General features: G+C 42.5%; 14 protein-coding genes and 2 tRNA genes. 7 read left to right on the forward strand and 9 right to left on the reverse strand.

Annotation, left to right across the window (positions count from 1 at the left end; all coding sequences use genetic code 11):
- Positions 1-104: 104 nt before the first annotated feature.
- Complete coding sequence (locus tag CWI32_RS00685; protein ID WP_100534405.1) at positions 105-527, forward strand: hypothetical protein; 423 nt, start codon at positions 105-107, stop codon at positions 525-527.
- 61 nt (positions 528-588) lie between these two features.
- Here CWI32_RS00685 and CWI32_RS00690 read toward each other — a convergent pair whose 3' ends face one another.
- Both CWI32_RS00690 and folD read right to left on the reverse strand, forming a co-directional pair.
- The gene (locus CWI32_RS00690) at positions 589-1,257 is read right to left on the reverse strand and encodes a class I SAM-dependent methyltransferase (RefSeq protein ID WP_100534406.1); all 669 of its coding nucleotides are present in this window, start codon (positions 1,255-1,257) and stop codon (positions 589-591) included.
- A gap of 135 nt (positions 1,258-1,392) precedes the next feature.
- A complete protein-coding gene (gene folD / locus CWI32_RS00695; protein WP_100534407.1) occupies positions 1,393-2,241 on the reverse strand; it encodes a bifunctional methylenetetrahydrofolate dehydrogenase/methenyltetrahydrofolate cyclohydrolase FolD in 849 nt (282 codons plus the stop codon).
- Between the two features lie 153 nt (positions 2,242-2,394).
- On the opposite strand from folD, the gene CWI32_RS00700 reads away from it, so the two are divergent.
- Positions 2,395-2,468: transfer RNA gene (locus tag CWI32_RS00700), tRNA-Cys, on the forward strand.
- A 10-nt stretch (positions 2,469-2,478) separates the two neighbouring features.
- A tRNA-Leu gene (locus CWI32_RS00705) sits at positions 2,479-2,564 on the forward strand.
- A gap of 119 nt (positions 2,565-2,683) precedes the next feature.
- Here the strand turns inward: CWI32_RS00705 and CWI32_RS00710 are convergent.
- The 3 genes from CWI32_RS00710 to CWI32_RS00720 all read right to left on the reverse strand — a co-directional run bounded on the left by CWI32_RS00710 (position 2,684) and on the right by CWI32_RS00720 (position 5,153).
- Positions 2,684-3,586, reverse strand: a complete 903-nt coding sequence (locus tag CWI32_RS00710; protein ID WP_100534408.1) for a helix-turn-helix transcriptional regulator — start codon at positions 3,584-3,586, stop codon at positions 2,684-2,686.
- 154 nt (positions 3,587-3,740) lie between these two features.
- Complete coding sequence (locus tag CWI32_RS00715; protein ID WP_100534742.1) at positions 3,741-3,944, reverse strand: hypothetical protein; 204 nt, start codon at positions 3,942-3,944, stop codon at positions 3,741-3,743.
- Positions 3,945-4,160: 216 nt separating this feature from the next.
- Entirely contained in the window at positions 4,161-5,153 is a 993-nt protein-coding gene (locus CWI32_RS00720; RefSeq protein WP_100534409.1) for an NAD(P)H-quinone oxidoreductase, read from the reverse strand.
- Between the two features lie 127 nt (positions 5,154-5,280).
- Here CWI32_RS00720 and CWI32_RS00725 point away from each other — a divergent pair, with 127 nt between their 5' ends.
- Positions 5,281-5,625, forward strand: a complete 345-nt coding sequence (locus tag CWI32_RS00725) for a thioredoxin family protein (protein ID WP_005171940.1) — start codon at positions 5,281-5,283, stop codon at positions 5,623-5,625.
- Positions 5,626-5,701: 76 nt separating this feature from the next.
- Here the strand turns inward: CWI32_RS00725 and CWI32_RS00730 are convergent, their stop codons facing one another.
- From CWI32_RS00730 to cysD, 3 genes are all read right to left on the reverse strand, one after another.
- Positions 5,702-5,971, reverse strand: coding sequence for a hypothetical protein (locus tag CWI32_RS00730; protein ID WP_100534410.1), 270 nt, complete (start codon positions 5,969-5,971; stop codon positions 5,702-5,704).
- Positions 5,972-6,113: 142 nt separating this feature from the next.
- On the reverse strand, positions 6,114-7,730 hold the full coding sequence (gene cysN, locus CWI32_RS00735; protein WP_100534411.1) for a sulfate adenylyltransferase subunit CysN: 1,617 nt from the start codon (positions 7,728-7,730) through the stop codon (positions 6,114-6,116).
- Positions 7,731-7,868: 138 nt separating this feature from the next.
- Entirely contained in the window at positions 7,869-8,783 is a 915-nt protein-coding gene (cysD, locus tag CWI32_RS00740; protein ID WP_005096294.1) for a sulfate adenylyltransferase subunit CysD, read from the reverse strand.
- 311 nt (positions 8,784-9,094) lie between these two features.
- Here cysD and CWI32_RS00745 point away from each other — a divergent pair, with 311 nt between their 5' ends.
- The 3 genes from CWI32_RS00745 to CWI32_RS00755 all read left to right on the forward strand — a co-directional run bounded on the left by CWI32_RS00745 (position 9,095) and on the right by CWI32_RS00755 (position 12,325).
- Positions 9,095-9,637, forward strand: coding sequence for a hypothetical protein (locus CWI32_RS00745; RefSeq protein ID WP_005171949.1), 543 nt, complete (start codon positions 9,095-9,097; stop codon positions 9,635-9,637).
- A 308-nt stretch (positions 9,638-9,945) separates the two neighbouring features.
- Complete coding sequence (locus CWI32_RS00750) at positions 9,946-10,581, forward strand: YqiJ family protein (RefSeq protein WP_005096292.1); 636 nt, start codon at positions 9,946-9,948, stop codon at positions 10,579-10,581.
- Between the two features lie 37 nt (positions 10,582-10,618).
- Positions 10,619-12,325, forward strand: a complete 1,707-nt coding sequence (locus tag CWI32_RS00755) for a flotillin family protein (protein WP_005096291.1) — start codon at positions 10,619-10,621, stop codon at positions 12,323-12,325.
- Positions 12,326-12,389: 64 nt separating this feature from the next.
- Here CWI32_RS00755 and sucD read toward each other — a convergent pair whose 3' ends face one another.
- Complete coding sequence (sucD, locus tag CWI32_RS00760) at positions 12,390-13,280, reverse strand: succinate--CoA ligase subunit alpha (protein ID WP_005096290.1); 891 nt, start codon at positions 13,278-13,280, stop codon at positions 12,390-12,392.
- Between the last annotated feature and the right edge of the window lie 4 nt (positions 13,281-13,284).

Consider the following 13,284-nt stretch of genomic DNA (forward strand, 5'->3'; position numbering starts at 1 on the left):
GCGGCCTTTTTTATTAAATGGATAAACAATTGATCACAATTGACCAGAGCAGCAGTTGAAGCAAACTATGGCATAATTAGCGCAAGACTTTAGGAAATATAAATATGAAAAGAACAACGGTCATTTTAGCTCTGGCTGCAAGCAGCTTCATGTTAAGTGCGTGTCAGACTGCACCACATCAATTCAACGGAAAAAGTGGCTATGAAATTCTGGAACGTTCAGGCAATACAGTAACCTTGAGCTATACGCTTTCAGGACGGCCTAATCAGGATGAAAGAAAATTGCAGGCAGCCTGTCAACAGACTTTGGGCGGTTCAAAAACCTATAATATCCAGATTTTAAGCACCAATGAAATTTCTAATCCACTTGCGGAGCAGGAACAATATGGCCGCCAATTAGGTAATAGCCGCACGCAAATCAGCTTAAGCAATACCCCAGATCTATATAATAGCGAGAATCTCGGTGCACGCGAAGCCTTAGACACCCGCCCAACCACGATGCGTGTCATTCGTTATACTTGTTCTTAATATCCGATATATTCAAAGCAACACAATAAAAAGGGCTTATTGCCCTTTTTATTTTTCAAATTCAACGTGTTTTATAAAAACTGACATTACGAAATTCCGGCGATTCATCCAGGTCTGGCCAGGTCGTCGCGCTACGTTCATCCAGCTTTATATACTTTGGATGACTAAAATTTTTGACTCGACTGTCTGCCACCCATACTTCAGGTGCAAATTTTAAAAATTCATCCAAGAAAAAACGGTTACACTGGTCATACAGCACATCTGCGGCTAACAGAATATCTAGCTGCTCTGCCTTATACAGATCATCCAAATATTCAAGCTCGACACTATTCAGCTCTGCATTGGCACGACATGCATCCAGACTGATCTGGTCGATATCACAGCAAATCACCCGTTTTGCGCCTGCTATTTTCGCTGCGATCGCCACTACACCCGAACCCGCACCAAAATCCAGTACCACCTTGTCTTTGACATGCTGTGGTTCAGCCAATAGCCATTGAGCCATAGACAAGCCAGACGCCCAACAAAAGATCCAATACGGCGTATCATTCCAGATACGACGAATCACTTCATCATCGAGTTTATCTGTTGGAAATACCGGTGGAATGAGCCATAAAGAAATAGGCGTATCGGGAAGCTGCTGCGCCTGTAATTCACAATGTGGAATCACATCATGTAAGGCTTTTAGCAGATGCTGAGGAGCTTTAGGCAATTGAAAGGTACAGCTCATTAGGTTTTCTTTTAATTTATATCTATATATTCAAAAAATCTCCCCTAACCCCTCTTTAGGAAAGAGGGGAACTTCCATCTAAAAATTGATGATTAGCTTCCCTTCTTTGAAAAAGGAGGGTCAGGGAGGATTTAATTAACCAAGCGCTTTTTCAGCAGCTTCTACCGTTTGACGAATCAAAGTGGTGATGGTCATCGGGCCCACACCACCCGGAACCGGGGTATAAGCAGACGCAATGTTTTCAATGCCTTGCAACTGGATATCACCTACCCCACCGCCATCCCGTGGATGGAAACCTGCATCAACCACCACTGCACCTGGTTTGATCCAGTCTTTTTGAATCAATTCCGCTTTACCGACCGCACCAACAATAATATCGGCTTGTTTTACAAATTCAGGTAAGTTTTGAGTGCGTGAATGGCAAATGGTCACAGTTGCGTTGGCTTCAAGCAGCATTGCCGCCATTGGTTTGCCCAAAATTGCAGAACGACCGACAACCACCGCATGTTTACCCGCGATTTCAATGTTGTTTTCTTTCAAAATCGTCATGATCCCGGCAGGCGTCGCTGAACCATAGGCAGCTTCGCCCATCGCCATACGCCCGTAACCCAGGCAAGTGACACCATCGACATCTTTTTCAAGCGAGATCGCATCGAAACATGCACGCTCATCAATTTGCGCAGGAACCGGATGCTGAAGCAGAATACCATGTACATCTGGATTGGCATTTAACTTTTCAATTTCTGCAAGAAGTTGTTTAGTTGTGGTTTCTGTTGGAAGCTCAACTTTCAATGAATCCATACCAACACGGCGACAAGCATTGCCTTTCATACGCACATAAGTTGCAGATGCACCATCGTCACCTACCAAAATCGTCGCAAGAATTGGAGTACGACCTGATTTTGCTTTCAGCGCTTCTACGCGAGTAAACAAGTCAGCTTCAATTTGCTTCGCCAATGCACGACCGTCTAGAACTAATGCCACGGCATTTCTCCCAAGTGTTGATATGAATCAATTTTGCACATTCTACATGAATAATTTAAATATTTTCCGCCAGATGCTGTTTTTATGCGCATACAAATGAATATGCTATTGTTTTTTTTTCAGGGCTTGATAATATACGCATCAACAAGACGTGGCGGGGTGGCAGAGTGGTCATGCAGCGGACTGCAACTCCGTGGACGCCGGTTCGATTCCGACCTCCGCCTCCATCTTGTTAAAGCCCGAGTGGTGAAATCGGTAGACACAGGGGATTTAAAATCCCCCGCCCACAAAGCGTGCCAGTTCGAGTCTGGCCTCGGGCACCATTTTAATCCTTGTTAAAATGGTGCAATAAAATCTCCAGCATTAAGCTGGTTTTTTTATGTCTGAAATTTAGAAAATAAGTCAAACTATCAATCAAGCCATCTTATACAGACGTGCGATTTTATCCCGCAGAACGTAAATAACGTTCTAAATCTTGCTCCAGTTTCTGCTGAAAATGTACAGGCTCAGTAATCTTGATGTGGGGCATCCAGTAACGCACCAAAGGTAAAAGCTGCATTTCATGGCGAATCTGACAACTGATTAACAACCCTCCCGATGCTGACTCTTGCTCAATCTGTTGTTCCGGAAATAAACGACGCTCTTTAAAAAACATGGCGACTTCTGGCTGAATTTTTACCCAGACTTGTTGTTTCTGCTGCCCAAACCAGATCCCTTCTTCATCCTCCAGAATTTTTAATATTTCAGCCTCATGTTCAAAGGGCTTCAGATCAAGCAACAATTCAACTTGCTGAATCTGACTGAGACGGTAGGTGCCTAGTTTTCCCTGATCTATACCCGCCAGATACCAAATGCCATGATGATGGATTAAACGATAAGGCTGGATATTTCTGGATTCTTCACGATAACGTAAATGAATATAATAACGCTTATGAATAGCAGCGGCTAAAGTTTTAAAATGCTCAGCAAACTGTTTGGTGTCTTCAAAATGATAGCCTTTTGCAGAAAATACCAGATTGGCACGATCATCTAACAATTCACGTAAAAACGACATATCCAACGCCGGATAAAGCTCACTAATCCCGGAAAGTTGAGCAAAGTTTTGAATATCTTGTAGCTTAAACCGTCCCAAATAAGAGGTATCCAGATAATATCTTTTTTGTTCATCCTGAAGTAAAGGCAAGTAAGAGCTTAGCCGATCGAAATCACGCTCTATGGTGCGGGTGCTGACCTGGAATTCTGCAGCCAATTCGGTAGCCCGAAGTTGATATCCGACATTTAATTTGGTCAAAATTCTGGCTAAACGCTCTGCAAGACGTTCATGTGTTGAAGCTTGCCGCTTCATAAATCCCCACTTAATACACTGTTATGTACTTACTTATAGCTCAATATTTAATTAATTATACTCAATCTCAATAAGTGAGTAATATTAGGACAAAGTCTAAGGCATTTATCTATATAAAGTCCTCGTTATCTATTGACTATAAAAATATAACTGCTTATTTAGATTTTCTGGATCGTTTTTGACCTGAATGACTATTCTGGGTGGTTAATCTTTCCACATAGCGCTCTAGATGCAGCATCGCACCATATAATTCATGTAGTTTTGTCCAAGTGATTGTCCCGCGTATAATCATTTTATGAATACGCCCTAACGCTTTTGAACCATGTTTAGGACTATAAGGTGCTGAAATAATTTTCATATATTTTTCCATCTCATATTCATGTGAATGTTGAATCTTTTAGTCGGAATTATCTATGAGTGCAATTTACCTATCATTCTTGACAGGTTGTGTCGCATAGTTGTTATTTTTTAACTTTTATTCAAAATAATATACATTTTTTTGTTGTTAAATTTTTATTTAAAACCGAAAAATACCAGTGAAATCACTGGTATTTTTTGACTCGATCACATTCGATCAAATTACTTCAACCACCACTTTACCGACATGTTCTCCGGTATCCATGGCTGCATGTGCTTCTTGGATTTGATCAAACTTGAAAGTTTTATAAATCATAGGCAGACATTCACCTTTCGCCCATAACGGTGCCACTTGCTCTTTGAGACCTTGTGCAATTTCCGCTTTTTCAGCGGTGCTTCGTGCTCGCATGGTCGAACCTGTAATGGTCAGACGTTTCATCATGATAGGACCTAAATTAACCTCTTTGGCTTTACGACCGCCCAAAAAGGCGATATACACCAGACGTCCATCACGACGCAGCAAACTCAGGTTCCGCTCTAAATATGGCCCACCCACCATATCCAGAATGACATCGACCCCGCCATTGTCAGTTGCTTCATTAATCACTTGCTCAAAGTCTTGCGTTTTATAGTTAATCGCATAAGTTAACTCTGAAATAGCTGCAACCTTGTCATCCGTACCGACAGTCGCAAAGCTTTTGATTCCGAGTGCTTTACATAACATTAAAGCAGTAGTGCCAATGCCGCTGCTCCCGCCATGAATCAGCACGGTTTCCCCTGCTTTGGCCTGCCCCATCTGGAACACATTGGCCCACACGGTAAAAAAGGTTTCAGGAATGGCTGCCGCCTGTGTAAAGCTTACACCTTCCGGAATATTCAAGGTCTGGCTTTCTGGTACGACACAATATTCTGCATAACCACCACCATTGGTCAAGCCACAGACTTTATCACCAACTTTAAACTGGCTTACCTCAGCACCGACTGCAATCACTTCACCCGCGACTTCAAGACCCGGGACTGGTGTTACGCCTTTCGGCATTGGATACAAACCTTGACGTTGCAAAATATCTGGACGGTTAATTCCGAAAGCATGGACTTTCACCAGAACTTCATCTGCTTTGGCTTCGGGGATCGCAACCGTTTCATAAGCCAATTTATCGATATCGCCCGGTTCTGTAATAATGACCTGTTGCATGCTTGCTTGTGACATATATTTCCCTGCTTATTGAATATTCAAGATACTTGGCTTTATTTGAACATAGTTAAGCTGAGGAATGAAGCCAAGTCGGACTTATGTATAATCAAGTCACTATTCAAAAAATTGATAGGAGATGGATATGAGCGAGATCATTGAGTATAACGAGAATAATTACAGTAATTTTGAATGGTTCGAAGGTTTTGCAGTCATTCGCTTTTATGCCGAATGGTGTAAGCCTTGTATTCAGAATTTTCCGGTCTTTAATGAACTGGCAGCGCAATATGCTGAAAGCAAGCCCGAAATCAAATTTGGCAAAGTAAATATCGACCAATCTCCAGTATTAACCTTGCGCTATCATGTTTATGGTCTGCCTTCTACGCTTATTTTTAAAAATGGCACAATCATTAAAAGGATTGCTGGCGCAAAAAGTCTAACGGAGATAAAGACGATTCTATCTCAATCCCTAACTGATTTTTCTGAATAATTGAAGCATACATATCTGAAGATAAACTGTAGAGAAAATTTCGTTTTTACCCCTCGGTAAAATCCGGACTTGGTAATTAACCACGGCTTTTATACTCTTTGACCATCCGATCACTGACATCTTCCGGATAACACAAAGGTGCATGCCCACCCGCCCGATTATATGCACTACGTTTACCACAGCAACTGCCATTACTGGCCGTATTGTAAGGACATGGACAATTCCCCGGATAACGATCAATCGACTGCTGGATAATTTTTTGCTTAATTGCATCTGTACTGGTCGCCTGTTTAGCGTCCACCCCAAAAGCCAAACACAACCCGATTAAAATAAATATTTTTTTCATAAACACCCCTCAATATTTGTATTATATCGAGAAGAAATTTAAGTGAAAGTTCAACATTCACACGGCTGCACATTATTTACATACTTAAAAGCATCCAAATAAAAAACCCGCTTTACAGCGGGTTTTTTAAATCGACTCAGTCTTATAATCGAACCAATTCTACAATTTTATCAGCAAGCTCTTCGACTGCTTCCATAATTAAAGTGGTGTCCGTACCTTCAGCAGTATCGGTAATCACCACCACACCTGTTTCACGAAGCAATGCAACTTGTGTAACATCAAGACCCGCTCTGGCAATTGCCACGATGCCTTGCTGAATCAATAAACTTTCAAGTGCCTGAGCATTTTCCAAAGCTTTTGCCGAGACAGTCAGCGCAGCAGGTTTTTGCCCCAAACGCGCAGCACGCACTTCAGCAGTCACGGGCTCATCATGTGCAGACCATTCAACTGATTCTTCCACCATACCTGCACCAATCGTCACGTTATTTAAACGATCAATAAAGATAAATGAACCGGTATAACGGCTGTCTTGATAACGATCAAAGACCACGGGCGCATCAAATTCAACAGTCACATTGGCAATCGCATTCAACTCAAGATTTTCGACCTGAACTTTCTCCAGTGTGTTGACGTTGGTACGGTAATGAATCGCTGTCACTTTTGCAGGAACAGTCTGTGTACCAATCTTAATGTTGTACAGCTTGCCAATCACCAGCGCTTGATCCGCCATCCACACCACAGTCGCTTGAACTGAACGAGAAATATTTGGAACCGCTTGATCGGCACGAATTAATACGTTACCACGTGAAATATCAATTTCATCGTTGAGTGTTAAAGTCACCGCTTGACCTGCAACAGCATGCTCAAGATTGCCATCAAAAGTAACGATTTCTTTTACTGTTGATGATTTACCTGATGGTAAAGCCGTTACGGTATCGCCAACGTTGATATCACCAAGTGCAATCGTGCCGCAGAAACCACGGAAATCGAGGTTTGGACGGTTGACATATTGCACAGGAAAACGAAAATCTGCTTTTGCCGAAGTACGGTTAATTTCTACCGACTCAAGCGTACCCATCAACGTTTCACCGGTGTACCACGGTGTATTGGCGGACTTGTTCACCACGTTATCGCCATTCAATGCAGAAATTGGCGTAAAGATGATGTTCGATGGTTTACGATCACCCAACTGCGCAACGAATGCTGCATATTCTGCCTGAATTTCATTGAAGCGGGCTTCAGAGAAGTTCACCAGGTCCATCTTGTTGATCGCAACAACAATATTTTTAATACCAAGTAAGCTTGCAATAAAGGTATGACGACGGGTTTGAGTTTGCACACCATAACGCGCATCAATCAAGATAATCGCAAGGTCACAGGTCGATGCACCTGTTGCCATGTTACGGGTGTACTGCTCATGTCCCGGAGTATCGGCAATGATGAACTTACGCTTTTCAGTCGAGAAATAACGATAGGCGACATCAATGGTAATGCCCTGCTCACGTTCTGCCTGCAGACCATCTACCAGAAGTGCCAAGTCAGGTGCATCGCCTGTGGTACCGACTTTTTTCGAGTCACGGGTGACGGCTTGCAATTGATCTTCATAAATCAATTTTGAATCGTAAAGCAGTCGACCAATTAGAGTCGATTTACCATCATCTACGTTACCGCAAGTCAGGAAACGCAACAGGTCTTTATTTTCATGTTGTTTCAAATAGCCCAAAATATCTTGGCTAATCAGTTCTGATTGATGAGACATTGCCCAAAGCTCCACATATTCTTTAGAAATCGGTTTTGAATCCCTCTAAATCTCCCTTTATAAAAGGGAGACTTCCTCCACTTTTAAGCCCCTCTTTCTCAAAGAGGGGTTTGGGGAGATTTTTAGGGGGAGATTAAATTAGAAGTAGCCTTCCTGCTTCTTCTTCTCCATCGAGCCTGCTTCATCATGGTCAATCATACGACCCTGACGCTCAGAGCTGGTTGCCAAGAGCATTTCTTGGATAATTTCCGGCAAGGTATCTGCAGTTGATTCAACTGCACCTGTTAATGGATAACAACCTAAAGTACGGAAACGTACCGATTTCATTTGTGGAACTTCACCTTCTTTTAAAGGCATACGTTCGTCATCCACCATAATAAGTGTACCGCTACGCTCAACCACAGGACGTTCTGCAGCCAGGTAAAGTGGCACAAGTGGAATACTTTCCAAATAGATGTATTGCCAGATATCCAACTCGGTCCAGTTTGATAACGGGAATACACGAATACTTTCACCTTGATTCACTTTACCGTTGTAAAGATTCCAAAGTTCAGGGCGTTGGTTTTTGGGATCCCAACGATGTTTATCATCACGGAATGAATAGACACGCTCTTTGGCACGAGATTTTTCTTCATCACGGCGCGCACCACCAAAAGCAGCATCAAACTTGTATTTATTTAAGGCTTGTTTTAAACCTTGGGTCTTCATGATGTCAGTATATTTTGAACTACCATGATCGAAAGGATTGATGCCTGCCTCGACTCCTTCTTTGTTTTGATGCACGATCAAATCAAAACCATGTTTTTTTGCCATGTTGTCACGGAAAGCAATCATGTCTTTAAATTTCCAACCCGTGTCTACATGCAGTAGCGGGAATGGAAGTTTGGCTGGATAAAACGCTTTCAGTGCAAGATGCAGCATGACTGCTGAATCTTTACCAATGGAATAAAGCATGACTGGATTTTCAAATTCAGCTGCTACTTCACGGATAATATGAATACTCTCAGCTTCAAGCTGTTTGAGATGAGTAAGTCTTTCCTCATTTAACGACATGGACAACACCAGCTTAGAAAAACGTGTACTTATGACACTTTTGAAAATTTATATTCATTATAGTGATTTACTTATCTTAGCCATTGCTTGTTTTATGATATTGATATATCAAAAGCTCATATAAAAATTCACTAATAACAAATATCAGTTTTTATGAATCAATAATGAACGTCACCACATCTGACTATTTTTGCTGTATTAATTTTTAAAATCACCCATAAAAGTATAGATAAATAATCTAAAGTAGTGGTTTCCAAGATGCTGAAAAATTAATAGAGTAGGCTAAATTCTCCCTTTGATATATTTTGCTTATGGCTTATAGCGCTTTTGATCTCTCCACTCTAAAAACTCGCCTGGAACAAGCAGAGCTTGCAGGTTACATTTATCAGCATCAGCAACACATTTTAGTCTTACAAGAACCTTTCAGTGAAGACGGCAAGCCTTTAAATATCTATTTGCAACATGAATTGACTGCCGACCAGATCGGATTACAGTTTGGTCTGCGTTTGCAAGAAGGTCATTGGGAATTCTTATTGGGTGTGACGTATAGCAACCAGAATGCAGCTTATGAAATCGGTGCGGGTAATCTTAAAGGTGATCAAAAAGCCTTTAACTTACTCTATGCATTTTACAATTACCCTAAAGCATTCTATCTGGTGGCATTGCCTTTAACCAGCAATAGCCAGATGCTGGAGCAGACTTTGGAACAGCAACTTTTCAGTCAGCCGGATCTGCATTTTCTGGATACTGCGATCAAGGTGAACCCGATGGGTGAACAGATCACATGGATAAAAAACTATATTCTGCAACAGACTCTGGATATGAAAGTCCGGATTCAGACTGCCTTACTCTAAGTCTTTAAGAAAGAAATATAGAGATACTAAGGCACAGTATTTCTATATTTCTCAGAAAAACCAATCCACACAACCTTAAAATTCACACAACATATTGAAAATAATTAATTTTTTAGCAGATCCTAAATAAACTTATAGTTTACTATTAACTTTAATAGTTCAATAATTATTAAATACATAATATATTCAATCCTTGTTTATAAGGTTTTTTGTTATTTTTTTGCATACAAAATTAATAATTACTGCTATCGTTATAGCATCAGAGGCTTCCTTACACTTTTCCTAAAACATAATTATAGAGATAAAAAATGTGGGAACTGTTTACTCATCCGTCAAATATCGTATTTAGTATCAGCCTGAGTCTGATGCTGATGTTTGCTGCACTGGAATGCATATTACTGCTGCTCGGTGGCGGCTCGCAGAATATGTTAGAACAGTTTTTGCCTGAAGACCCCCTGCAACCAGAAATTAATCCAGATCAACATCCCGGCTTTTTCACCAAAGTATTTGACTGGTTATATCTGGGACGTCTGCCTTTATTTATCTGGCTCATCATTTTTCTGACCAGTTATGGCCTGAGTGGCTTATTGATTCAGGGAATATTTGAACGCCTGACCAGCCAGCTCTTCAATGTATGGCTAATTTCCCCAGCCTGTCTGTTTCTGTGTATGCCGATAGTGCGCTGGCTTGCCATGGCTGCCAGCAAGCTTATGCCTCAAGATGAAACTTCTGCCATTTATAGTGACGAGCTTATTGGGCGTACCGCAATCATTATTCTGGGTGATGCCAAAGTCAACTCTCCTGCACAAGCCAAAGTCCGGGATCAGCATGGCCAGACCCATTATGTTTTAGTCGAACCAGAAACCAATCAAATTTTAAATCAAGGTCAGAATGTCGTACTGACCCATAAAACCAAAAATGGCTTTCAAGCCACTGCACTCTAATTTTATTCAGCCAGAACCAAACTGAGACTTTATAACAATGTTAACTTTTGATTTATATAATATTTTAATTATTTCTGGAATTATTTTTGCAGCACTGGTGACCTTCGGTCTCATCATTGCGCGCCTATACCGCCGGTCCAGTAAAGAAATCTCCTTTGTGCGTACCGGTTGGGGTGGTGAAAAAGTGATTTTGGGCGGAGGCGCAATCGTGCTCCCAGTCTTGCATGAAATTATTCAAGTCAATATGAACACTCTGCGTCTTGAAGTGCGCCGTGCAGATGATCAGGCACTGATTACCCGTGACCGTATGCGCGTGGACGTCATGGCCGAATTCTATGTGCGGGTCAAACCTACTGCTGATTCAATTGCAACAGCCGCACAAACGCTCGGGCAAAAGACCATGTCACCGAATGAATTAAAAAATCTGGTCGAAGGCAAATTTGTCGATTCACTGCGTGCAGTAGCAGCAGAAATGGCCATGGAAGAACTGCATGAAAAACGGGTCGACTTTGTACAAAAAGTACAGCAAGTGGTTTCAGAAGATTTGCATAAAAATGGTCTGGAACTGGAAACCGTTTCCCTGACTGGCCTGGATCAAACTGGATTTAAATATTTCAATCCACAAAATGCCTTTGATGCTGAAGGCCTGACCAAGCTCACTGAAACCATTGAAGATCGTCGTCGCAAGCGAAATCATATCGAGCAGGATACCGACCTGGCGATCAAAACTAAAAATCTGGAAGCAGAACAGGCGCGCCTGCAAATCATTCGTGAAGAAGAATATGCCAAGCTGCAACAGGAACGCGAAATTGCCATTCGCCGTGCCGAGCAACTGGCTGAAATTTCTGCTCAGGAAGCCGGTAAAAAACGTGAAGCAGAAGAAGCACAAATTGCTGCTGAACGAGAAGTCGACCTCAAGCGTATTTTAGCGGCCCGTGATGTAGAAAATGAGAATATCCAAAAAGCGCAGCTGATTCAAAAAGCCCAAGTCGAACAAAAGAAAACTATTGAGCTGGCCGAACAGGATCGTGCCATTGCCATTGCAGAAAAATCTCGCGCCGAATCTGAAGCCAAAGCGCAAGCCGATCAGGCACGTGCTCAAGCGGTAAAAGCGGAAGAAGAAGTCATCACTGTACGCCAAATCCAGCAGGCAGAGCGTCAAAAAGCGGTTGAGCTGGTCGCAGCCAAAGAACACGCAGAAAAAGATGCAATTGCGATTACGGTTGCCGCTGAAGCCGGAAAACAAGCCGCAGCAGATGATGCCGAAGCAGTACGTATTGCTGCTGAAGCTGAAGCCGAAAAGGTTCGTCTTAAGGCCAAAGGTGAAGCGGACGCAAAAATTCTACTGGCTCAGGCGATGGAAAAACAGTATCAGGTCGATGCAGAAGGTACCCGTGCAGTCAACGAAGCCAATAATGTGCTGTCACCTGAACAGGTCGAAATGCAGATTCGCCTAGCCATGTTGAAATACTTGCCTGAAATTATCCGGGAAAGTGTTAAACCGATGGAAAATATTGATGACATCAAGATTCTTCAGGTCAATGGCCTGCATGGCAGTCATGCCGGTTCCTGTCAGACAGATGCACATCATGAAAATGGCAATGTTGCCCTGTCAGATCAGGTGGTAAATAGCGCCCTGCGTTATCGCAGCCAAGCACCCTTAATTGACAGCCTAATGAATGAACTTGGTATTCAGGGTGGTGATATTAATGGTATGACCCAGAGTCTGAAGGCTAAAACTTAAAAATAGAATGAGATATAAAAAAGCTCCCAACTGGGAGCTTTTTAGTGCATGTTTAATCTATAAATCAAACCAAACCTTTATCTTTCAATACTTGCAACATGGTTGAACCAAGTTCCGCAGGACTGCGGGTATATGCCATACCCGCACGCTCAAAGGCAGCAAATTTTTCTTCAGCAGTTCCTTTACCACCTGAAATAATTGCACCCGCATGCCCCATACGCTTGCCTTTAGGTGCGGTAACACCTGCAATATAACCGACCACAGGCTTGGTGACATGAGCCTGAATATATTCCGCTGCCTCTTCTTCTGCGGTACCACCAATTTCACCAATCATAATAATGGCTTCAGTCTGAGGATCGTCCTGGAACAGTTTCAAGCAGTCAATCTGGTTCATGCCCGGAATCGGATCTCCCCCGATCCCGATACAGGTCGACTGACCCAGTCCAAGCTTGGTGGTCTGCGCTACGGCTTCATAGGTCAAAGTCCCTGAGCGCGAGATAATTCCAATTTTACCCGGCTGATGAATATGACCGGGCATGATCCCGATCTTACATTCACCCGGCGTAATAATGCCCGGACAGTTTGGCCCGATTAAACGCGTGCCATTACCATTGGTTTCCAGATAACGCTTGGCTTTAAGCATGTCGATGGTCGGTACACCTTCAGTGATCACCACAATTAACTCAATGCCCGAATCAACCGCTTCAACAATAGAATCCAGCACAAATGGTGCAGGAACATAAATCACCGAAGCATCTGCGCCAGTTTCTTTCACCGCTTCGCGCATGGTATTGAATACTGGTAATTCCAGATGGGTTTGACCACCCTTACCCGGTGTTACACCACCGACAACTTTGGTGCCGTAAGCCAAAGCCTGCTCAGAATGAAATGTGCCGTTTTTTCCTGTAAAGCCCTGTACCAATACTTTGGTGTCTTTATTCACTAATACGCTCATGATT

This window comes from Acinetobacter pseudolwoffii, from assembly GCF_002803605.1.
GTDB classification, from domain to species: Bacteria; Pseudomonadota; Gammaproteobacteria; order Pseudomonadales; family Moraxellaceae; genus Acinetobacter; species Acinetobacter pseudolwoffii.

What these genes read in the sequence shown, in the direction of transcription:
- cysD (WP_005096294.1), bottom strand. Translation starts at nt 8,783, where the DNA reads ATGTCGTTAAATGAGGAAAGACTTACTCATCTCAAACAGCTTGAAGCT.
- CWI32_RS00755 (WP_005096291.1), top strand. Translation starts at nt 10,619, where the DNA reads ATGTTAACTTTTGATTTATATAATATTTTAATTATTTCTGGAATTATT.
- CWI32_RS00720 (WP_100534409.1), bottom strand. Translation starts at nt 5,153, where the DNA reads ATGTCACAAGCAAGCATGCAACAGGTCATTATTACAGAACCGGGCGAT.
- CWI32_RS00750 (WP_005096292.1), top strand. Translation starts at nt 9,946, where the DNA reads ATGTGGGAACTGTTTACTCATCCGTCAAATATCGTATTTAGTATCAGC.
- CWI32_RS00715 (WP_100534742.1), bottom strand. Translation starts at nt 3,944, where the DNA reads ATGAAAATTATTTCAGCACCTTATAGTCCTAAACATGGTTCAAAAGCG.
- CWI32_RS00730 (WP_100534410.1), bottom strand. Translation starts at nt 5,971, where the DNA reads ATGAAAAAAATATTTATTTTAATCGGGTTGTGTTTGGCTTTTGGGGTG.
- sucD (WP_005096290.1), bottom strand. Translation starts at nt 13,280, where the DNA reads ATGAGCGTATTAGTGAATAAAGACACCAAAGTATTGGTACAGGGCTTT.
- CWI32_RS00685 (WP_100534405.1), top strand. Translation starts at nt 105, where the DNA reads ATGAAAAGAACAACGGTCATTTTAGCTCTGGCTGCAAGCAGCTTCATG.
- CWI32_RS00710 (WP_100534408.1), bottom strand. Translation starts at nt 3,586, where the DNA reads ATGAAGCGGCAAGCTTCAACACATGAACGTCTTGCAGAGCGTTTAGCC.
- CWI32_RS00690 (WP_100534406.1), bottom strand. Translation starts at nt 1,257, where the DNA reads ATGAGCTGTACCTTTCAATTGCCTAAAGCTCCTCAGCATCTGCTAAAA.
- CWI32_RS00725 (WP_005171940.1), top strand. Translation starts at nt 5,281, where the DNA reads ATGAGCGAGATCATTGAGTATAACGAGAATAATTACAGTAATTTTGAA.
- CWI32_RS00745 (WP_005171949.1), top strand. Translation starts at nt 9,095, where the DNA reads ATGGCTTATAGCGCTTTTGATCTCTCCACTCTAAAAACTCGCCTGGAA.
- cysN (WP_100534411.1), bottom strand. Translation starts at nt 7,730, where the DNA reads ATGTCTCATCAATCAGAACTGATTAGCCAAGATATTTTGGGCTATTTG.